We start from the raw sequence: 20009 nt of genomic DNA on the forward strand, positions 1-20009 counted from the left end.
GCTAATCATTATGCCAGCCAGGCAGCCGGTTCCCATCCGCGTCGAGGCGCTGTAAATCCCGATCGCGCGGCCGCAAGCCGCTCACCATTGCTGGGAGGTTTTGCGTGTCCGATTTCCTCAGGGTCAACCGGGGTGGGGATGTCGCCATCGTCACCATCGACAATCCGCCGGTCAACGCGCTGAGCTTTCATGTCCGTGAGCCGCTGATGCAGGCGCTGGTCGGCTTGCGGGATGATGCTTCGGTCGCCGCCATCGTCATCGCTTGTGCCGGCCGCACCTTTGTCGCCGGCGCCGACATCACCGAATTGGGCAAGCCGGTGCAGCAGCCCGAGCTGCGCGCCATCGTGGCAACGCTGGAAACCATCGCCAAGCCGACGGTCGCCGCCATTCATGGCACCGCGCTTGGCGGCGGGCTGGAATTGGCGCTCGGCTGCCATTTCCGCGTTGCCGACGCCGGCGCAAAGCTCGGCCTGCCCGAGGTCAAGCTCGGCCTGTTGCCGGGCGGCGGCGGCACGGTGCGGCTGCCGCGCCTGGTAGGTGCGATGAAGGCGTTGAAGATGATCGTTTCCGGCGCGCCGATCGGCGCGGCCGAGGCGCATGAAGCCGGCCTGGTCGATGCCGTCTTCGAAGGCGATCTGACCACGCATGCCGTGAACTTCGCCAGGGAAATAGCCCGAAAGGGTGGTCCCTTCACCCCGGTGCGCGATCGCGATGACGAGCTCAAAGAGACCGACCTCGCGGCTCTCGACGCCGAGGCCGCGGACCTCGCCAGGAAGGCGCGCGGCCTCGAGGCGCCGGTCGCCTGTGCGCTGTCGGTGCGCAACGCCGTCACGCTGCCCTTCGACGCGGCGCTGGCTGCTGAGCGTGCGCTGTTCGTGAAACTGGTCGGCAGCGATCAGTCGCGAGCGCAGCGCCATCTGTTCTTCGCCGAACGTGAGGCGGCAAAAATTTCGGCGAAGGACATCGTCAAGCGCAGGATCGCCCGCGTCGGAGTCATCGGCGCCGGCACGATGGGCGGCGGCATCGCCATGGCCTTCGCCAATGGCGGCTACCCCGTCACCCTCCTGGAAACCAGCCAGGAAGCCCTGCAGCACGGGCTGGCAACCATCGACAAGAACTATTCGGTGTCCGTCACGCGCGGTTCGCTAAGCGACGACGCCAAGCAGCAGCGGCTCGCCCAGTTCAAGGGTTCCACCGACTATGCCGATCTCGCCGATTGCGACCTGATCGTCGAGGCGGTGTTCGAAGACATGGCGGTCAAGAAGGAAGTCTTTGGCAAGCTCGAAGCGGTGGCGAAGCCCGGTGCGATCCTCGCCACCAACACCTCCTATCTCGACATCAACGAAATCGCCACCTCGACCTCGCGCCCGCAGGATGTGGTCGGCCTGCACTTCTTCTCGCCGGCCAATGTCATGAAGCTGCTGGAGATCGTGCGGGCGCAGAGGACCGCGCCCGATGCGCTGGCGACCGTCGTCGACCTGGCGCGGCGGATCGGCAAGGTGGCTGTCGTCGTTGGCGTCTGCCATGGCTTCGTCGGCAACCGCATGCTGGCGGCGCGTGGCTTGGAATCGGAAGCGCTGCTTTTGGAAGGCGCTACCCCACGCCAGATCGACCAGGCATTTGCCGATTTCGGCTGGCCGATGGGGCCTTTCCAGATGAGCGATCTCGCCGGACTCGACATTGGCTGGCGCAACCGCAAGGCGCGCGGCCTGACAGCCGTCATCGCCGATACGCTGTGCGAGCAAGGACGGTTCGGCCAGAAGACCGGCAAGGGGTTCTATCTCTACGAGAACGGTTCGCGCACACCGGTTCCGGACCCGAAAGTCGAGGCGCTGATCCGCGCCAAGGCGGACGAAAAGGGCATCGCTCCGCGCGCGATCAGTGCGGAAGAAATCACTGAGCGCACGCTCTATCCCCTGATCAACGAAGGCGCGAAGATCCTGGAGGAAGGGATCGCGGCCCGCGCGTCCGACATCGATGTCGTCTGGGTCAACGGCTATGGATTTCCCGTCGGCAAGGGCGGCCCCATGTTCTGGGCCGATCTCGAAGGTGCGGCCAGGATCGTCGAGCGGCTCGAGTACTGGCATCAGCGGACTGGCAAGGACGTGTTCCGCGTGGCCCCGTTGCTCAGGCGAATGGCCGAGACCGGTTCCTGGGAAGCCGAGGGATAGCGGACTTAGCGGATACGCGCGTCGATGATCTCGACGAAGCGTGCGAACAGGCCGGCCAGCGATTTGCGGTGAGAGCATCGGCCGAGACCATGATTTGGGCGCCAGGCTCTTTGTTTCAGCGCCTTTGCGATAGACTGCCCCACGACTTTTCCGTGCTGCCGGTCGGTAGCCAAGACTATGGTCCGATCGGCATGGGACTTCAGTGCCACGGCGGCCCATGGTCGAACATTCCTTTGAAATATCAGATGGTTACGCATGCCGGCGATTCCAGATCGCGTATTGAGACGGCATTTGTCTAAAGTTTACTCTGTACAATTAGGAATTCCTCATACGACGGTCGCTAGCGGTTGGGCGAAGAGTGGCGATTCCCCGAGGAGATATCATGACAAACCGAAAAACTCTGTTCGCGGCGCTTGCCGCGTTGGCGCTCCTGGCGTCTCCGGCGATAGCCGGAGCCGGCGGCAACGGGCACGGTAACGGCGGCGGCAATGGGGGTGGAAATGGCCACGGTGGCGGCAATGGCAACGGCCATGGCAACAGCGGCGCTTCGCACGGCAAGTCGTCCGCTCCTGGACAGGTGGCCAAGGCCGAAGCGGACGACACCACGCTCGACACGACCACAAAGGTCTCGTCCGTGCCCAAGGAGAAGAACATCCATGCCAAGCTTGGCCGGCTGAATTCGCTGCAGCGTAACATCAATGCTTACATGAACTCCAAGAGCAAGAAGTTCGCTGCCATCCAGGCTTTCGTGACGCAGTCCGCGAAAGCCAAGGTCGCCCAGGCCGCGGCTGAAGCGGCCCAAGCCAAGCTGGATGCGCTGAATGCGCAGTTGACTGCGCTGACGTCGCTGAAGCCCGAGCAGATTGCCGCGCTGTCGACCGAAGACCAGGCGGCCTTGCCTGGGAAGATAACGGATCTGCAAGCCGAAATCACTGCCCAGGAGGCAGAGGTCACCGCCGCCAATGACGGGGCGACGGCGGCAGCGGTCGGCACCGACGATGTATCGCTCGACGCGGCGCTGACGGACATGGCCAACAAGCCGGTCGACGACGAGGTCACGGCCTGGGCCCAGGGCGTCCTTGCCGATAAGATCGACCAGACGGCGGCCGCGATTGAAGCGGAAACGACGCCGTAGCGAATCGTCGCCGAAACGGCGGTAGCCAGTTAATAAAGATGCCGCCGGGCCTCGCCCGGCGGCATTGCTGTTTCCCGGCCATGATTGGGCTGGTTTCCCGGTCCGGCCGTCTTCAACCAGTCTGCGAAGGTGATCATTGCCCGCGAGTTCTCGCGTCTGCGCCGCACCCAGAGCGAGCAGCGGCCGACATCAACCGTGACATCGTCGATGTCTTCCGGTTGCAGCAATCGCTGCGCGAACACGTGAATATACTCGACCATCTTGAAAGCCGGCAGTATGAGTTGGCTGCCGATCTGCTTCGCATTCGTCTGCGGCTCTCCGCTCCCGCGCTGTTCGGCATGATCCGCCGGCCGGATGACGAGGATTAATTGACGCGTAAAGCCAGCCCGACCATTGCGCTGTTTCCCGAAGCGAGTTTCGGACCTGCATTGAATTGCGTCGGCTTCGCGGAGGCACTGCGTGTAAGAGGCGCCCGGTCCGGGGACGGGCACGCCATGGCCCGCCGTGCGGGCGAGACTGGCGTCGGCGAGCATATCGGCCGCGATGCCTGGACCGAAGGAGTACTGAGAGAGCGATTCTCGGCCTGCTGGCCGACGACGCCATGCGTGCCTGCCTCAGAGACAATGCAGCCCAAATGACGCTGCGACCTGGAGCGGATGTAGCCGCGCAAGCCATACTCTCTCGGATACGGACATGAACGAAATGCCTGACCAAATCACGAATATCTCGCTCTCCAGCCGCAACGATCCCAAAGCCTGGTTGGCCCAGCACGGCATCAACGAGGTCGAGTGCCTGGTGCCCGACATGAATGGCGTCCTGCGCGGCAAGGCCCTACCGACGGCCAAGTTCCTCCAGGCGCTGGAAGACCGCGCGCTCTATCTGCCGAGCAGCGCCTTCCTGGTCAGCATCGATGGCCGCTATTCCGGCTCGATCGACGAGGGTTTTGCCTATTCCGACCCAGACATGCGCATTGTGCCGGACCTTTCGACGCTCTGCCTGGCGCCCGGCGCCGGTGCCGGCAAGGCCTATGTCTTTGCCGATGCTTTCCACATGAACGGCAGGCCATGGATGGCCTCGCCGCGCCATGTGCTGCGGGCCGTGCTCGATCTCTACAAGCAACGCGGCTGGCGGGCGGTGGTGGCGCCGGAGCTCGAATTCTATCTGACCGCGCCCAATCCCGATCCCGGCCAGCCGCTGATCGCACCAGTCGGCAGCAATGGCCGCGCTGAAACCGTACAGCATCCCTATGACATGGCGGCGCTCGAGGAATTCGAGCCGGTGATCCGCCGCATCTATGATTATGCGGCGGCGGCCGGGCTGCCGCTCGACACGCTGATCCACGAGTCAGGCACGGCACAGTTGGAAATCAACTTCCTGCATGGCGATGCGCTGCCGCTGGCCGACAAGGTGTTGTTGTTCAAGCGGCTGACGCGCCAATCCGCGCAGCAAAGCGGCATGCATGCCACCTTCATGGCCAAGCCGATCGCGGCGCAGGCGGGCAGCTCGATGCATCTGCACATGTCGGTCATCGACGAGGCCGGCAAGACGCTGTTTGCCAACACTGATGATGGCGATACCGAGATGTTCGGCCATTTCATCGGCGGGCTGCAGAAATATGTCCCCGAAATCATGCTGCTGTTCGCCCCGAACGTGAACTCGTTCCGCCGCATAAGGCCGAACCACAGTGCGCCGGCCAACATCGAATGGTCGCACGACAACCGCTCTTGCGGCCTGCGCGTGCCGGCCGGTGGTCGCGCCGCGCGGCGGGTGGAGAACCGCTTGCCGGGTGCTGATTCCAATCCCTATCTGGCAATTGCCGGCTCGCTGCTTGCCGGCTATCTCGGCGTCAAGCAGAAGCTGGCACGGTCGGTCGAGGCGTCTGGCAACGCCTACAAGATCAAAAGCACGCTGCCGAAAACCATGGAGGAGGCGTTGGACCGCTTCGCTGCTTGCGATCCGGTGCGGGCGCTGCTCGGCGAGGATTTCTTCCAGACCTATCTGCGCGTCAAGAGCGTCGAACTTGACCTGTTCCAGGGCGTGGTGACGAGCTGGGAACGCGACCACCTGCTGCTCAAGGTGTGATGATGGGCTTCAATTCCGAGGGCTTTAATTCCGGTTTGGATATCGGCAAATCCTACTATGTCGCGACGGCAAATCCGTCACCTGACCACGCCGCCCTGCAGGGAGATGTCGACGCCGATTTGGTGGTGGTCGGCGGCGGCTGCACCGGCCTGTCCGCCGCCCTTCACGCTGCCGAGCGCGGCTTGAAGGTGGTGCTGCTCGAAGGCGGAAAGATCGGCTGGGGCGCCTCAGGGCGCAATGGCGGCCAGATGATCCCAGGCCTGCGCAAGGGCGCCAAGGGCCTGGTCAGGCTCTACGGGCCCGAGCGGGCAAAGGCGCTGTTCGATCTTGCGTTCGAGGCGCGCGGGCTGGTGCTCGAAATCATCGAGCGCCACGCGATTGATTGCGATCTCAGGCTGACCGGCCATCTGGTCGGTGCGGTCAACGGCTCCGATCTTAGGGAGATCGAGGAAGAGGCTGAGTGCCTGGCCACGGTGATGAAGTTCCCGCACGCCGAAATCCTGTCAGCGGCGGAGGCACGTAGCAAGGTCGATACGCCCTATCACGGCGCGATGTACGAGCCGCTTGGTGGCCACATGCATCCGCTGAACTATACGTTCGGCCTCGCCCGCGCCGCGATTGCTGCCGGCGTCACCATCCACGAGAATTCGGTGGCCGTGCGGCTGGAGCGCGAGCCTTCGATCCGGGTCTCGACATCAAACGGCTCTGTCCGGGCAAAACACGTCGTGCTGGCGGGCGATGCACTGCTCAACGGACTGGAGCCGCGCGTCAACAGTCGCATCATGCCGGTCGGCAACTACATCGTCGCCACCGAGCCGCTGGAAGGCAAATGCAATGTCATCCCGGCCAATGTCGCGGTATCCGACACGCGTTTCGTCGTCAATTACTACCGGATGTCGGCGGATGGACGGCTGCTGTTTGGCGGCGGCGAGCGCTACACGCCGTCGCCGCCGGCCGACATTGCCGGCTTCGTGCGGCCGCATATGGAAGCCACTTTCCCACAGCTGAAGGACTGCCGCATCGATCATGCCTGGGGCGGGCTGGTGTCGGTGACGACATCGCGGCTGCCGCATGTCGGACACTATGGCGAGGTCTATTTCGCGCACGGCTATTCCGGCAAGGGCGTCATCCTGTCGACGCTGTCGGGCAAGCTGCTGGCCGAAGCGATGACCGGCGATGCCTCGCGGCTCGACCTGTTCTCGACGCTGACCCCAATGCCATTCCCCGGCGGCACGGCGCTGCGCGGTCCGCTCTATGTGCTGGGGATGCTGTGGTACGCAATGCGTGATCGGATTAAGCATTGAGGACTTCGTCGGTGTCATCGTCGCTCGAGGATGACGAACCTGATGTAGTAGATGCTAACTGCACATACGAAACACGTGTTCGCAATACGACCTTTTTGAATCCGGAGCCGATGCGATGGTCAAGTTCCTGCCGCTCAAACAGGCCGTTGCGGAGAATTTGAACCATGGCGACACCGCTGCCTTCGAGGGTTTCACCCATCTGATCCCGACGGCGGCGGCGCATGAGGCGATCCGCCAGGGGTTTCGCGACCTGACATTGATCCGCATGACGCCGGACCTGATCTACGACCAGATGATCGGCATGGGCATGGCGAAGAAAATCGTCTTCTCCTATCTCGGCAATCCCGGCGTTGGCCTGCTGCGGCGCGCCCGCGATGCCATCGAGAACGGTTATCCGCGCGCGCTCGAGGTCGAGGAGCACAGCCATGCCGGCATGGCCAACGCCTATGAGGCAGGTGCTGCCGGCCTGCCTTGCGCGGTGTTTCGCGGCTATCGCGGCACTGGGCTGGCGACGGTCAATCCGAACATCAAATCGGTCTCTTGTCCGTTCACCGGCGAGGTGCTGGCGGCCGTTCCTTCGATCCGGCCAGACGTCACCTTCGTTCATGCGCAGAAGGCCGACAGGAAGGGCAATATACTGGTCGAAGGCATTATCGGCATCCAGAAGGAAGCTGTGCTGGCGGCCAAACGGGCGGTGGTGACGGTCGAGGAAGTGGTCGACAATTTCGACGATCTGCACCCCAACCTGACCGTGCTGCCGCGCTGGACGATCGCTGCGATATCCGTCGTACCCGGCGGCTCGCATCCGTCCTACGCGCATGGCTATTATGCGCGCGACAATGCCGCCTATCTCGAATGGGACGAGGTCGCCGCCGACCGCGAGAAATTCCAGGCGTGGATGCAGGCCAACGTTATCGAGAAGAGCGCCGACGACTTCGCCGGGCGGGTCGAGCATCTGAGGAAACCGACATGAGCGAGCTGTCGTTCACCCCCAACGAGATGATGACCATCGCCGCCAGCCGGGCGCTGCGGAATGACGATGTCTGCTTCGTCGGCATCGGCGCGCCGTCCGCTGCCTGCAATGTAGCGCGGCTGACACACGCGCCTGACATCACCTTGATCTACGAGAGCGGCACGATCGGCACCGCGCCCGACGTGCTGCCGCTGTCGATCGGCGACGGCGAATTGTGCGAGACCGCGGTCACCACCGTCGCGGTGCCGGAGATGTTCCGCTACTGGCTGCAGGGCGGCCGTATCTCGATCGGCTTCCTCGGAGCGGCGCAGCTCGATAAGTTCGGCAACATCAACACCACGGTCATCGGCGACTATTTTCGCCCCAAGACCCGGCTGCCCGGCGGCGGCGGCGCGCCGGAGATCGCGACCTCGTCGAAGGAAACCTACATCACCATGGCGCAGACCAAGCGCGGCATGGTCGAGAAGATCGACTTCTTCACCTCCTTTGGCCATGGCGAGGGGGGCGATCATCGCCAACGCCTTGGCATCGACACCGCTGGCCCGACCTTGCTGATCACCGATCTCGCCATCTGGAAACCGGATCCCGTGACCAAGGAATTCACGGTCGTGTCGCTGCATCCCGGCGTCACACGCGAACAGGTGCGGGAGAGCTGTGGCTGGGTGGTTAAGTTCGCCGAGGCGCTTGACGAAACACCGGCGCCAAGCGAACTCGAACTCACTACATTGCGCGACCTGCAGGCCCGCACCAAGGCGGCGCATGAGGGAACCGGAAAAGCAAAGGCTGCAGGACATGGCCGAGGCCTATATCTGCGACTACATCCGCACGCCGATCGGCCGTTTCGGCGGTTCGCTGTCGTCGGTGCGTACCGACGACCTCGGCGCCATACCCCTAAGAGCGCTGGTCGAGCGCAATCCCGGCATCGACTGGCAGGCGGTCGACGATGTCGTCTATGGCTGTGCCAACCAGGCCGGCGAGGACAACCGCAACGTTGCGCGCATGGCGCTGTTGCTGGCCGGACTGCCGAAGGAGATTCCGGGTTCGACCGTCAATCGCCTGTGCGGTTCGGGCATGGATGCGCTGATCATTGCCGCGCGCGCCATCAAGGCCGGCGAGGCGGAACTGATGATCGCGGGCGGCGTCGAATCGATGAGCCGCGCGCCCTTCGTCATGCCCAAGGCCGACACGGCGTTCTCGCGCAATGCCGAGATCTACGACACCACCATCGGCTGGCGCTTCGTCAACCCGCTGATGAAGAGCCAGTATGGCGTCGATTCGATGCCGGAGACCGGCGAGAACGTTGCGGAAGAGTTCGCCATCTCCCGCGCGGACCAGGATGCCTTTGCCGCGCGCAGCCAGGACAGGGCAGTCGTCGCGCAAGCCAATGGAAGGCTGGCCAAGGAGATCACCCCCGTGACGATCCCGCAGCGCAAAGGGGATGCGGTTGTCGTCGCCAAGGATGAGCATCCTCGTGCCGGCACCACCGTCGAGGCGCTGGCCAAGCTGCCGACGCCGTTCCGGCAGGGCGGCACGGTGACGGCCGGCAACGCCTCGGGCGTCAATGACGGGGCGGCGGCGCTGATCGTTGCCGCGGGGGCTGCCATCAAGAAATATGGCCTGACGCCGATCGCTCGCATCCTTGGCGGTGCCGCCGCAGGCGTGGCGCCGCGCATTATGGGGATCGGCCCGGCGCCGGCGACGCAAAAACTTTGCGCCCGGCTCGGGCTGACGCCAAGTCAGTTCGACGTCATCGAGCTCAACGAGGCCTTTGCCTCGCAAGGCATCGCCGTGCTGCGCCAGCTCGGCATCGCCGAGGATGCCGGGCACGTCAATCCGAATGGCGGCGCCATCGCGCTCGGCCACCCGCTGGGTATGTCGGGCGCACGCATATCCGGAACGGCTGCGCTGGAACTTCGCGAGCGTGGCGACCGTTTTGCGCTGGCAACCATGTGCATCGGCGTCGGCCAGGGTATCGCGATCGCGCTCGAACGGGTTTGATCACAGGCCTTGCCAAATTTGACCGCGTGGACAAAAGTTCAGCGTCGTTCCATAGTTCCCCGTCTGAATATTTTCACGAACAGCCGGCTCGACACGGCTGTCGAACAGAGGGGAATGCAATGGAAAATCGAAAGAATAGAGTCCAGGTAAAACGCGAAGGGATTTCGCGGCGCAACGTGCTGGAACTCGGCGCACTTGGCTTGGCCGCAGCGATGCTGCCGGGCGCTGCCTTCGGCAAGGACAAGAAGCTGAAGGTGGCGGCGATCTTCGCCACGCCGATCGAGGAGCCATGGGACAACCAGATCCATGTCGCCCTGCAGAAGGCCGAGAAGGAACTCGGCATCGAATACAAATGGTCGGAAAAGGTACAGACCGCCGATTTCAGCCGCGTCATGCGCGAATATGCGCAAGGCGGCTATCAGCTGGTGCTGGGCGATGCCTTCGCCGCCGAGCGCGAGTCGCGCCGCACCGCCAAGCAGTTCCCGAAGACCGCTTTCCTGTTCGGCTCGGGTGCCGGGCCTGCGGAACCCAACTTCGGCGTTTTCGACAATTGGATCCACGAGCCGGCCTATCTCGCCGGCATGATCGCCGGCAAGATGTCGAAGTCGGGCACGATCGGCGCGGTCGCGGCGATGGGCATTCCGGAGGTGAACCGGCTGGTCAATGCCTTCTTCGCCGGCGCCAAGGAGGTCAATCCCAACATCAAGAAGAAGGTCGCCTTCATCGGTTCCTTCTTCGATCCGCCAAAGGCCAAGGAAGCGGCGGTCGCGCAGATCGACGCCGGTGCCGACGTCATCTACGCCGAGCGCTTCGGCGTCATCGAAGCGGCTGTGGACAAGAAGATCCTCGCCATCTCCAACATGTCCGACCAGTCAAGCCTCGGCCCTGACACGGTGATCACCGGTCCCGTTTGGGACATGTATCCGACGGTCGAGCAGGCGATCAAACTGGTCAAGGCCGGCGTCTTCACCGCGCAGGACTATGGCGATTTCTCGCGGATGGCCAAGGGCGGCTCGTTCCTCGCGCCCTACCACAAGTTCGACAAGACGCTGCCGGCGGACGTCAAGGAGTTGGTCGAGAAGAAGAAGGCCGAGATTCTGGAAGGCAATTTCCGCGTCGACGTGGATGAAAACACGCCGGTTTCGGATTGATGGCCGGCCTTTAGGGGTGGTGCTAGGCGCCCCCCTCTGTCCTGCCGGACATCTCCCCCTCAAGGGGGGAGATTGGCAGCTTCGTTGACGCGCTGTTTTTTCAGGGCGGAAAATTGGCGAAGGCCGAAAGTGACATCCGATCTCCCCCCTTGAGGGGGAGATGGCCGGCAGGCCAGAGGGGGGTGCAGCGCCGCCCCATCCGTCGATTCCAATTCCGATCAGGAGCATCCTTGCCCTTGCCCGCCCCACTCATCGAAATGCGCGGCATCACCAAGAGCTTTGGCGCGGTCAAGGCCAACGAGGCTATCGACCTTAGCGTCGCTCCCGGCGAGATCCTCGGATTGCTGGGCGAGAACGGCGCCGGCAAGACGACGCTGATGAACGTGCTGTTCGGCGCCTATGCGCCCGACGCCGGCGAGATTCTCATCCAGGGCCAACCGGTGCGGATCACCAGTTCGGCCGACGCGCTGGCTGCCGGCATTGGCATGGTGCACCAGCATTTTCATCTCGCGCCGCGGCTCACTGTGCTGGAAAACCTTCTGATCGGCATTCCCGGCAAGACAGGACGGATCGACCGCGCCGGTGGGCTGGCACGGCTGGCAGAGATCGGCCGCCAACATGGCCTCACACTTGACCCGGACCTGCCGGTCTCGGCGCTGTCGGTCGGCGAACAGCAGCGGCTGGAAATCGTCAAGGCGCTGTTTCGCGGCGCCAGGCTGCTGATCCTCGACGAACCGACGGCGGTGCTGGCGCCGAGCGAGGTCGACGGACTGTTTTCGGCATTGCGCTCGATGGCGGCGCAAGGTCTCGGCATCATCTTCATCTCGCACAAGCTCAACGAGGTGCGGGCGCTGACGCATCGCTGCACGGTGCTGCGGCATGGCCGCGTTGCCGGTCGGGTCGATGACCCCGCCAACACGACATCGGCCGCAATGGCGCAATTGATGTGCGGACACGAGATCGTGCCGCCGGCGCGGGGACCATCGACGCCCGGTGCTGATGTGCTCACTCTCAAGGGCATCTCGACATCGCATCATTCGGGTACGCCGCTGCGCGACGTGTCGCTTGCCGTTCGTGCCGGTGAGATCCTCGGCATTGCCGGCGTGTCGGGCAACGGCCAGCGTGCCTTGGCGGAGGTGATCTCCGGGACGCGTGTGCTTGACGCCGGCCAGATGACGATCGCCGGCAGCAAGGTCACACGCTTCTCGCCGCGCGAGGTGCAGGCGCTTGGCCTTGGCCGCATCCCGGAAGACCGCATGACGACAGGCCTGGTCACCAACCTGCCGCTTGCCGATTCGATGGTGCTGCCGCGCATCGGCACCGCCGCTTTCAGCAGCAGGGGCCTGCTCAAGCCGGATGCGATCCGCGCCTTCGCGGAAGAACAGATCAAGGCCTATGATATCAGGTGCCCCGGGCCGATGACCCGCGCCGGCGCGCTGTCCGGCGGCAATCTGCAGAAAGCGCTGCTGGCGCGCGAACTGGCCTTCGATCCGAAGGTGCTTGTTGTCTCGCAGCCGACGCGCGGCCTTGATATCGGAGCCGCCCGCTTCATCCACGAGAAATTCCTCGACATGCGGGCGAAGGGCTGCGGCATCGTCGTCATCGGCGAGGATCTCGAAGAGCTGCTGGTGCTCTGCGACCGCATCGCTGTGATGTATGAGGGCCGCATCGTCGGCGCGCTCGACAGCGCCGATGCGACGATCGCGCGGCTCGGCCTAATGATGACCGGGGCGGGGGGAGAGTCTAGATGAACCTTCTGGCGGCGCTGACCCCCACCCCTAACCCCTCCCCACAAGGGCGAGGGGGATGCTGCCGCGCGCCGTTCACACAGCTTCCGAGCCCAAACTTCAGCCGTTTTGTCGTGGTCAGCGCCTCCGAGAGTTCCCCTCCTTGTGGGGAGGGGCTAGGGGTGGGGGTTCCTCTTCGTCAGAATCCTTGTTCGACAGACCGAACAGAGGGTGCCGCCTAATGTTCCGCCTGGAAGTCCGCGCAAGCACTCCTGCCTGGTTCAATCTGGCTTTGCCGCTGCTGGCGATCGGCGCCACGCTTGTCCTGTGCAGCGGGCTCATCGCGCTAGCCGGTGCCGGCGTACTCGAATCCTATGGCGTGATGTTCACGGCATCTCTCGGCGATAGCTATGCCATTACCGAAACCATGGTGCGTGCAGCACCGATGATCTTCACCGGACTGGCGGTCGCGGTCGCCTTCCGGGCCAAATTCTGGAACATCGGCGCCGAGGGTCAATTGCTGGCCGGCGCCGTGGCCAGCTGCTTTGTCGGCGCGATCCCCATGCCGGGGCCGCTCGCCATGTTCTTGATGGCGGTGGCCGGGGCTGCGGCCGGCGCTGCGGTAGCACTTGTTCCCGCCACGCTGCGGGTGAAATTCAAGGTCGACGATGTCGTCAGTTCGCTGCTGCTCAACTCAGTAATCTACTATGCACTGATGGCTCTGATCGAGGGGCCGTGGAAGGACACGTTCAGCGGCTATCCGATCTCACCGCCGATCGAGGATTCGGCCAATTTTCCGGTGCTGCTCGAAGGCACAAGGCTGCATCTCGGCGTCGTCGTGGCGCTGATCACGGCGCCGCTGATCTGGTTCCTGATCGTGCGCACGACGCTCGGTTTCAGGATCAGGGTCACCGGGGAAAACCAGGAAGCGGCCAGATATGGCGGCATCCATGTCGAGCGCGTGCTGATCTCCACCGCTCTGCTGTCTGGCGCACTGGCCGGATTGGCCGGCGTCGGCGAGGTCGGCGGCGTGCATTTCCAGGTGATGAGCGACATCTCGCCGGGCTATGGCTATTCCGGAATCGTCGTTGCCATGCTGGCGCGGCTCAATCCGCTCGGTGTCGTGCCGGCGGCGATCTTCCTGGCCGCCGTCATGACCGGCGCCGAGGCGATGTCGCGCGCAACCGGGGTGCCGGCGTTCCTCAGCGACGTCATCCAGGGCACCGCATTGCTCGCCATGCTGGTGGCGCTGCTGTTCACCGCCTATCGCATCCGTCGCGTCGGGGCTGCCCGATGAGCGCGGTGTTCGAACAGATCTTTCAGGTAGGCTTCCTCGCCGCCATCATTCGCATCGCCACGCCGCTGGCGTTTGCGACGCTCGGCGAAATGTTCTCCGAGCGCGCCGGAGTGCTCAATCTTGGCATCGAAGGCATCATGCTTTTGTCGGCGATGACCGGCTTCACCGCCGCCAGCCTCAGCGGCAGCCTGTGGCTCGGCGTGCTGGCGGCGGTACTGACCGGCATGCTGATGGGCGCGCTCCATGCGTTGTTCACCGTGGTGCTGGGCTTGAGCCAGCATGTCTGCGGCATCGGCGTGACGCTGTTCTCGTCGGGCCTTGCCTACTTCCTTTACCGGCTGATCTTTGGCCAGCAGTCGGTGCCGCCCAGCATCAAGGGGTTCGAGACGCTGCCGATCCCCGTCCTCTCCGGCATCCCGGTGCTCGGGCCGGCGGTGTTCAACCAGTTTGCGCTGGTCTACATGGCGATCCTTGCGATCCCACTGGCCGCCTTCGTGCTCTACCGCACGCCTTGGGGCCTGTCGGTGCGCATGGTCGGTGAAAACCCGCGCGCCGCCGATTCGGCCGGTGTCAGCGTCATCGCCACACGCTTCCAGGCGGTTGTCCTCGGCGGCGCGCTGATGGGGCTTGCCGGCGCCTTCCTGTCGATGGCGCAGTTCAACGCCTTCACCTTCGGCGTGGTGTCGGGGCGCGGCTGGGTGGCGATCGCACTGGTCGTCTTCGGCCGCTGGGATCCGTGGCGCTCGGCAGGGGCCGCGCTGCTGTTCGCCTTTGTCGATGCCTTGCAGCTGCGCATGCAGGCCAGCGGGCTCGGGCACATCCCCTACGAAACGTTCCTGATGCTGCCCTTCATTTTCACCATCGTCGCCATGGCGGTGATGTCGCGCAATGCGGTGGCGCCCTCGGCGCTGCTCAAGCCATTTCGACGGGAAGAGCGGTAGGCGAGCAGGGCTTGGTGTCCCTTCCTTTGCGAAGCAGCGACGGAGTGGGGGAACCACCTGGCAACGGTCGCCAACGGATATTGAAAGGGGACCAAGGTGCAAGAACCTTCCTGTGCCGCGCCAACGGTCGACCCCCGCCCCGTTGAGCTGCGCTCGACACCTCTCCCCCGATCGACGGGGTAGAGGAAGGGCGCCAAGCTGTCCCTGGGAGCGAGGAACCTGGATTCTAGAAACCTCACATCGCTGTAAAGCCGTTGTCGACGAACAGATGCGTGCCGTTGACGAAGCTCGACTCGTCGCTGGCCAGGTACAGCGCTGCCTTGGCCACCTCTTCCGGCTCGCCGATGCGGCCTTGTTGCACGGCCAGTGCGGCGTCGGAGACATCGATGCCGAGCTTGCCCAAATCGGCGACCTCGCGCAAGCCGTGCGGCGTGCGGATGAAGCCGGGACATACGGCGTTGCAGCGGATGTTGCGGTCGCGGAACTCGACGGCGATGGCGCGCGCGAACATGTGGCAGGCGCCCTTGGTGGTGTCGTAGAGCACTTCGTTCGGCGTCGCCGCCACCGCCGAGATCGACGAGGTGCAGACGATCGAGCCGCCGCCCGCCGCGATCATGCCGGGCAGCACGGCGCGCGTCATCAGGAACATCGAGCGCACATTGACGGCATGCAGCCAATCCCATTCCTGTACCGTCGTCTCCAGGAAGGGTTTGATGACGATGGTGCCGGCATGGTTGAACAGCACGGTGACCGGACCGAACTTTTCAGTCGCGCCCTTCACGGCCGATTCGACCTGGCCTTCATCGGAGACGTCGGCGACGAAATGCGCGGCGACATGGCCACGCTCCCGGATCGCCGCCGCGGTTGCGACAGCGGCCTCGTTATTGCGGTCGATGATCGCCACCTTGGCGCCTTCCGCCGCAAACAGTTCCGAGGCCGCCCCGCCCATTCCCGTCGCGCCGCCTGAAATGATAGCGACCTTGCCGGCCAGTCTTGTGCCCATTGCCTCGCTCCCTATTTGACGATTCCGCTCTGCATGGTTGGGCGATGCTACCGCGCTCGCAGCGGGCAGCCAACGCACGAATTGGGTGCAGCAGGGACACGGCCATAGGTCCATCCCACGCACAGGCGATTTGGACATGCCATGTTCGGCCGCTTGCTCGATCATACGCGCTCAGCAAGTGACAACCAATTTTCGAACATAAATGAGAAAATTATTCTATCTAAGGTGCGAAAATAGCAATCGACAAAGTCTACAAGTTTTATAGATTAACCGGCGAGACGGAGGCAGATATGTCCTATATCCAGAACGCCCAGACGGATCGCAGCGGCCAGAGGCTGGCCAATGCCCAGACCTTCCGCCCGGCCTATGCCGGCGCTTTCGCCTATGTGGTCTTTGCCCTTGCGTTTGTGTTCACCGGGGCCGTTGTTCTGGGCCTCATCCCCTAGCGTTCGTCAGATCGACCGGGGTTAGCTGCCCCACCGCTTCCAGGCAATCGGAGTTGAATGAACCGAATCCTCGGTGCGCTTGCGCGCGCCCGACACAATTGAGGAGATGGCAATGCCGATCGAGTTCACGCATGTTCCCGGCAAGACCGCCGACGCTGCAGTTCCCTTTTTCTATGACTTCGCCGAGACCGCGACCAAGCTCGGACTCATCGAGGACGGCGGTTTCCGCAAGATCGTCGTCGACGATTCGGCCGGGCTGCTGACCAATATGGATCTTGCTGCCCAGGTGCTGGACCGGACCTTGTCGCTGGAAGTCGTGCTAACGCACTGGGCGGGCGTGGTTGAACCGACAGTCGCGGCCCGCCAGCTTGCGTCGATCGATAGGAAAAGCGGCGGGCGGCTGGTGCTGCGGATGATCAGCGAGCCGCTGAGCGACGCCGACGCCGAAACACGGCCGGTCGGCCACACCGTCATCTGGCAGCGCATCGACGAATATCTGGTGCTGCTCAAGCGGCTTTGGTCGAACGACCGGCCCTTCGACCATGAAGGCGCGTTCTACAGCATCAAAGGCGGCTACGTGCCGCGCAAGGGTCCGCACGGCGCCGACCTGATCATCCGCATGGGCGGGCAATCCGGGACGGCAGTTAAGGTGGCTGGCCGGCATGCCGATGTCTTCGAACTGGCGCCGGGCTCGATCGACGAAGTCCGGCAGTCCATGGAGCGGGTGCGGGTCGCGGCCGCCGAACACGGCCGGGCGGGCAAATTGCGCTTTGCGCTTCCGGTCAGGATCCACCAGGGTGCTTCCGCCCCCGGCCTCAAGGCGGTCGACGTGGCCGGCCCGCCGGCCCAGGCCGCCCTGTCGCTGCTTGCCTATGCGGCTCTCGGGATCGATGAATTCATGATTGTCGGCGTCGACACGCCGCGTGAGATCGCCACCGTTGGCCGGGAAACGATCGCCCTGCTGCGCAATTCGCTGGTGCGCCGCGAAACGGACGCATTCCAGCCCGGGGCGTTTGCGCCGCGCGCGAGTATTGAGACGCGCGCAGCGGGCTGAGGGCCTTCAGCCCTTCGGTGCTTCAGGCCTGTCGCCAAGCCGCGACAGGCCTTCTATGACGGCGGCTGAATCCGCCAGCGCGCCGAAGACGCCGTCCTCGACCGTCACCATGTGCAGCGCGGCTTCGTGGGCCCTTTGGTCGCCGCTGGCGCAGGCATCCGAGATCGTCAGGCATTGAAAATTGCGGTCGCAAGCCTCGCGCAGCGTGGTGTGGACGCAGACGTCCGTTGTGCATCCTGAAAACAGCAGATGCGTGATGCCTTGCGCGCGCAGGACAAGTTCGAAATCCGTATAGGTAAAGGCGCTGTTGCAGGTCTTGTCGACGATGATGTCCTGCGGCGCCACGTCGATCTCCGGAACAATCTGGAACCCCGGGCCCGAGCGCAGCAGGATTTCGGTGCCTTCGAGCCCGGCGCGCTTGCGGCGCCATTTCTCGTAGGGCGTCATGTCGGCCATGTCAGCCCGATAGCCCTGCCTGGTGTGGATGACCCTTATGCCAGCCTTGCGGGCAGCGGCGATCAGCCGGCTCACTGTCGGCAGGATCGCCCTGAGCGGTGCGGGATCATATCCCTGCCTGGCAAAGTAACCCGTCGTCGACAGGAAATCCTGCTGCAGGTCGATGACGATCAGTGCCGTGTTTTCGGCCACCAGCCTGCCGTCAAAGGGGAAGTCGAAGGGTCTCGCCTTGATCATTTTGGGCTCTCCTCACCGATTTGCGGGGCCCATCCTGACCGGCGAAGCAGCAGCCGTCCACCGGCGTGGCAGCCCAACGCGAAGCGGCAGAGTGCCGAGGTGCGGAAGGTTACGGCGATTTGTTGATCGTTGCAGTCATCTTTAATGTTGACTAGCAACGTCATGTTTCCTAGTCAACCGGGCATCGGCTTGCCGAAAGCCGGAATCTGGAGATGCAAGCGGCCGCATTGGAGAGATGCCATGACCGTGGCTGGAATTGATGCCCAGACTGCCTTCCATATCGATGCGGTGCGCTTTGCCGTCGGCGCGCGGACCCTGCTCGGTCCGGTCTCGCTCGAACTGGAGCGCTCGCGCGTCTACGGGCTGATCGGCCACAATGGTTCGGGCAAGTCGACGCTGATCAAGCTCATGGCGCGCCAGCAGCCGGCAAGCTCGGGCGCCATCACCTTCGCCAGGCGTCCGCTGCCGCAATGGGGCGCCCGCGAGTTCGCTCGCGCGCTTGCCTATCTGCCGCAGACGACGCCGGCGGCGACCGGTCTCACCGTGCGCGAACTGGCGACGCTCGGGCGCTATCCCTGGCACGGCGCGCTTGGCCGTTTCCGTGCCGAGGACAGGCAGCATGTCGACGGGGCGCTGGCCCTGACCGACATGGAAGGCTTTGCCGACCGGCTGGTGGACGAATTGTCCGGCGGAGAACGCCAGCGCGCCTGGCTGGCCATGCTGGTGGCACAGAATGCCGGCGTCATGCTGCTCGACGAGCCGATCTCGGCACTCGACATCGCCCATCAGGTCGAGGTGCTCAGGCTGGTCCGAAATCTCAGCCGCAAACGTGACCTTTGCGTGGTGGTGGTGCTGCACGATCCCAACATGGCGGCGCGCTATTGCGACGAGCTGATCGCGCTTAAGGACGGCAAGCTGCTGACGCGCGGCACGCCTGGCGAGATCATGCGAAGCGATGTGCTGAAAGGCATTTTCGGCGTGGAGATGGGCGTGTTCGCGCACCCCGTCACCGGCCAGCCCGTCGGTTACGTGCAGTGACGAGATTTGATGCAGCGGTGGGAAATAGAAAGCGGCTGGCCGCTGTGAGAACAAGGAAGACGCTGTTGTCTAGATATGGTTTGTTGGCGGCGTTGGTCGCATCCGTCATCCTGTCGGTGGGTAGCGCGACCGCCCAGGAGCAACCGGTCAGGGGCGCGCCCGCGATCGAAGCGCCCGCCGCGCCGCCAGCGCCCGTTGCACCGGCAGTCGCGCCGCCGCAGCCAGCCAACCAGCCGAACGCGACCCTGCCGGGCGAGACTGGCCTTTCAACGGCGATGGAGTCGACCCTGCCGCATGATCTGTCGCCATGGGGCATGTTCATGGCGGCCGATATCATCGTCAAGGCGGTGATGATCGGGCTGGCCTTTGCCTCACTCGTCACCTGGACGATATGGCTGGCCAAATCGCTCGAGATTTTTGGTGGCAAGCTGCGCATCCGCCGCGCCGTCCGGGCAATCGGCGATGCCGCCACGCTGAGCCAGGCCAGCCGTGCGCTCGACCGCAGCGGCGGCCCCGGCGCGCTTCTGGTGCGGGCGGCCGAGGAGGAGACCGCGCTTTCGGCCGGCGCTCTCGATCATGTCTCGGGCGACGGGCTGAAGGAGCGCGTCACCTCACGGCTGTCGCGCATCGAGGCGGCGGCGTCGCGGCGCATGTCGCGAGGCACCGGTGTGCTGGCGACGATCGGCTCGACCGCGCCCTTCGTCGGCCTGTTCGGCACCGTGTGGGGCATCATGAACGCCTTCATCGGCATCTCTCAGGCGCAGACCACCAATCTCGCCGTGGTCGCGCCAGGTATCGCCGAGGCACTGCTTGCCACGGCGATGGGCCTTGTCGCGGCAATACCGGCCGTCGTCGTCTACAACGTCTTTGCCCGCTCGATAGCCGGCTACCGCCAGATCCTCGCCGATGCCTCGGCGGGTGTCGAACGGCTGGTCAGCCGCGACCTCGACTTCCGCACGGTCGGGCCGGCAACGGCGCTGGCGGCGGAGTAGCGCC

18 protein-coding genes and 1 pseudogene are annotated in these 20009 nt (G+C 64.2%); 15 read left to right on the top strand and 4 right to left on the bottom strand.

Annotated features, from left to right (window positions below; translation table 11 throughout):
* Window positions 1-104: 104 nt before the first annotated feature.
* Window positions 105-2171 carry a 3-hydroxyacyl-CoA dehydrogenase NAD-binding domain-containing protein gene (locus NKJ90_RS14080; RefSeq protein WP_023760907.1) on the top strand — a complete coding sequence of 689 codons (2067 nt, stop codon included), beginning with the start codon at window positions 105-107 and terminating at the stop codon, window positions 2169-2171.
* A 5-nt stretch (window positions 2172-2176) separates the two neighbouring features.
* Here the strand turns inward: NKJ90_RS14080 and NKJ90_RS14085 are convergent, their stop codons facing one another.
* Complete coding sequence (locus NKJ90_RS14085; protein WP_156938590.1) at window positions 2177-2428, bottom strand: hypothetical protein; 252 nt, start codon at window positions 2426-2428, stop codon at window positions 2177-2179.
* A 125-nt stretch (window positions 2429-2553) separates the two neighbouring features.
* On the opposite strand from NKJ90_RS14085, the gene NKJ90_RS14090 reads away from it, so the two are divergent.
* Window positions 2554-3306 (top strand): hypothetical protein, encoded by a 753-nt coding sequence (locus NKJ90_RS14090; protein ID WP_023760905.1) that lies wholly within the window; start codon window positions 2554-2556, stop codon window positions 3304-3306.
* Window positions 3307-3335: 29 nt separating this feature from the next.
* Here NKJ90_RS14090 and NKJ90_RS14095 read toward each other — a convergent pair whose 3' ends face one another.
* Entirely contained in the window at window positions 3336-3839 is a 504-nt protein-coding gene (locus tag NKJ90_RS14095; protein WP_023760904.1) for a hypothetical protein, read from the bottom strand.
* A gap of 169 nt (window positions 3840-4008) precedes the next feature.
* Between NKJ90_RS14095 and NKJ90_RS14100 the strand changes: the two genes are divergently transcribed.
* The 9 genes and pseudogenes from NKJ90_RS14100 to NKJ90_RS14140 all read left to right on the top strand — a co-directional run bounded on the left by NKJ90_RS14100 (window position 4009) and on the right by NKJ90_RS14140 (window position 14779).
* Complete coding sequence (locus tag NKJ90_RS14100) at window positions 4009-5388, top strand: glutamine synthetase family protein (RefSeq protein WP_023760903.1); 1380 nt, start codon at window positions 4009-4011, stop codon at window positions 5386-5388.
* A 2-nt stretch (window positions 5389-5390) separates the two neighbouring features.
* Window positions 5391-6692: an NAD(P)/FAD-dependent oxidoreductase gene (locus NKJ90_RS14105; protein ID WP_084025535.1), complete on the top strand. Its 1302-nt coding sequence runs from the start codon at window positions 5391-5393 to the stop codon at window positions 6690-6692.
* Between the two features lie 115 nt (window positions 6693-6807).
* Window positions 6808-7665, top strand: coding sequence for a CoA transferase subunit A (locus NKJ90_RS14110; RefSeq protein WP_023760901.1), 858 nt, complete (start codon window positions 6808-6810; stop codon window positions 7663-7665).
* A pseudogene (locus NKJ90_RS14115) lies at window positions 7662-8453 on the top strand (CoA-transferase subunit beta); the annotation flags it as partial. The gene NKJ90_RS14110 and the pseudogene NKJ90_RS14115, both read left to right, overlap by 4 nt.
* Window positions 8454-8457: 4 nt before the next feature.
* On the top strand, window positions 8458-9663 hold the full coding sequence (pcaF, locus tag NKJ90_RS14120) for a 3-oxoadipyl-CoA thiolase (protein ID WP_023760899.1): 1206 nt from the start codon (window positions 8458-8460) through the stop codon (window positions 9661-9663).
* A 119-nt stretch (window positions 9664-9782) separates the two neighbouring features.
* On the top strand, window positions 9783-10814 hold the full coding sequence (locus tag NKJ90_RS14125; RefSeq protein ID WP_023760898.1) for a BMP family protein: 1032 nt from the start codon (window positions 9783-9785) through the stop codon (window positions 10812-10814).
* Window positions 10815-11050: 236 nt separating this feature from the next.
* Window positions 11051-12565, top strand: a complete 1515-nt coding sequence (locus tag NKJ90_RS14130; RefSeq protein WP_023760897.1) for an ABC transporter ATP-binding protein — start codon at window positions 11051-11053, stop codon at window positions 12563-12565.
* 217 nt (window positions 12566-12782) lie between these two features.
* Window positions 12783-13838 (top strand): ABC transporter permease, encoded by a 1056-nt coding sequence (locus tag NKJ90_RS14135; protein WP_023760896.1) that lies wholly within the window; start codon window positions 12783-12785, stop codon window positions 13836-13838.
* Entirely contained in the window at window positions 13835-14779 is a 945-nt protein-coding gene (locus NKJ90_RS14140; protein WP_023760895.1) for an ABC transporter permease, read from the top strand. Before NKJ90_RS14135 ends, NKJ90_RS14140 begins: the two co-directional genes overlap by 4 nt.
* 235 nt (window positions 14780-15014) lie before the next feature.
* Here the strand turns inward: NKJ90_RS14140 and NKJ90_RS14145 are convergent, their stop codons facing one another.
* Complete coding sequence (locus tag NKJ90_RS14145; RefSeq protein ID WP_023760894.1) at window positions 15015-15782, bottom strand: SDR family NAD(P)-dependent oxidoreductase; 768 nt, start codon at window positions 15780-15782, stop codon at window positions 15015-15017.
* A gap of 290 nt (window positions 15783-16072) precedes the next feature.
* Here NKJ90_RS14145 and NKJ90_RS14150 point away from each other — a divergent pair, with 290 nt between their 5' ends.
* On the top strand, window positions 16073-16228 hold the full coding sequence (locus tag NKJ90_RS14150; RefSeq protein WP_023760893.1) for a hypothetical protein: 156 nt from the start codon (window positions 16073-16075) through the stop codon (window positions 16226-16228).
* 112 nt (window positions 16229-16340) lie between these two features.
* Window positions 16341-17282 carry an LLM class flavin-dependent oxidoreductase gene (locus NKJ90_RS14155; RefSeq protein WP_023760892.1) on the top strand — a complete coding sequence of 314 codons (942 nt, stop codon included), beginning with the start codon at window positions 16341-16343 and terminating at the stop codon, window positions 17280-17282.
* Between the two features lie 6 nt (window positions 17283-17288).
* Here NKJ90_RS14155 and NKJ90_RS14160 read toward each other — a convergent pair whose 3' ends face one another.
* On the bottom strand, window positions 17289-17975 hold the full coding sequence (locus tag NKJ90_RS14160; protein WP_023760891.1) for a cysteine hydrolase family protein: 687 nt from the start codon (window positions 17973-17975) through the stop codon (window positions 17289-17291).
* A gap of 240 nt (window positions 17976-18215) precedes the next feature.
* Between NKJ90_RS14160 and NKJ90_RS14165 the strand changes: the two genes are divergently transcribed.
* Together NKJ90_RS14165 and exbB are read left to right on the top strand one after the other, a co-directional pair.
* Window positions 18216-19013, top strand: a complete 798-nt coding sequence (locus NKJ90_RS14165; protein WP_023760890.1) for an ATP-binding cassette domain-containing protein — start codon at window positions 18216-18218, stop codon at window positions 19011-19013.
* A gap of 65 nt (window positions 19014-19078) precedes the next feature.
* Window positions 19079-20005 (top strand): tonB-system energizer ExbB, encoded by a 927-nt coding sequence (gene exbB / locus NKJ90_RS14170; RefSeq protein WP_352486163.1) that lies wholly within the window; start codon window positions 19079-19081, stop codon window positions 20003-20005.
* Window positions 20006-20009: the final 4 nt, after the last annotated feature.

This window comes from Mesorhizobium sp. M0051 (assembly GCF_040323235.1).
In the GTDB taxonomy this organism is placed as follows: domain Bacteria; phylum Pseudomonadota; class Alphaproteobacteria; order Rhizobiales; family Rhizobiaceae; genus Mesorhizobium.

Coding starts and splice junctions, on each gene's coding strand:
- NKJ90_RS14085 (WP_156938590.1), bottom strand. CDS start 2,428: ATGCGTAACCATCTGATATTTCAAAGGAATGTTCGACCATGGGCCGCC.
- NKJ90_RS14095 (WP_023760904.1), bottom strand. CDS start 3,839: ATGCTCGCCGACGCCAGTCTCGCCCGCACGGCGGGCCATGGCGTGCCC.
- NKJ90_RS14105 (WP_084025535.1), top strand. CDS start 5,391: ATGGGCTTCAATTCCGAGGGCTTTAATTCCGGTTTGGATATCGGCAAA.
- NKJ90_RS14145 (WP_023760894.1), bottom strand. CDS start 15,782: ATGGGCACAAGACTGGCCGGCAAGGTCGCTATCATTTCAGGCGGCGCG.
- NKJ90_RS14140 (WP_023760895.1), top strand. CDS start 13,835: ATGAGCGCGGTGTTCGAACAGATCTTTCAGGTAGGCTTCCTCGCCGCC.
- NKJ90_RS14165 (WP_023760890.1), top strand. CDS start 18,216: ATGACCGTGGCTGGAATTGATGCCCAGACTGCCTTCCATATCGATGCG.
- NKJ90_RS14125 (WP_023760898.1), top strand. CDS start 9,783: ATGGAAAATCGAAAGAATAGAGTCCAGGTAAAACGCGAAGGGATTTCG.
- NKJ90_RS14090 (WP_023760905.1), top strand. CDS start 2,554: ATGACAAACCGAAAAACTCTGTTCGCGGCGCTTGCCGCGTTGGCGCTC.
- NKJ90_RS14155 (WP_023760892.1), top strand. CDS start 16,341: ATGCCGATCGAGTTCACGCATGTTCCCGGCAAGACCGCCGACGCTGCA.
- NKJ90_RS14150 (WP_023760893.1), top strand. CDS start 16,073: ATGTCCTATATCCAGAACGCCCAGACGGATCGCAGCGGCCAGAGGCTG.
- NKJ90_RS14110 (WP_023760901.1), top strand. CDS start 6,808: ATGGTCAAGTTCCTGCCGCTCAAACAGGCCGTTGCGGAGAATTTGAAC.
- NKJ90_RS14160 (WP_023760891.1), bottom strand. CDS start 17,975: ATGATCAAGGCGAGACCCTTCGACTTCCCCTTTGACGGCAGGCTGGTG.
- NKJ90_RS14135 (WP_023760896.1), top strand. CDS start 12,783: ATGTTCCGCCTGGAAGTCCGCGCAAGCACTCCTGCCTGGTTCAATCTG.
- pcaF (WP_023760899.1), top strand. CDS start 8,458: ATGGCCGAGGCCTATATCTGCGACTACATCCGCACGCCGATCGGCCGT.
- NKJ90_RS14100 (WP_023760903.1), top strand. CDS start 4,009: ATGCCTGACCAAATCACGAATATCTCGCTCTCCAGCCGCAACGATCCC.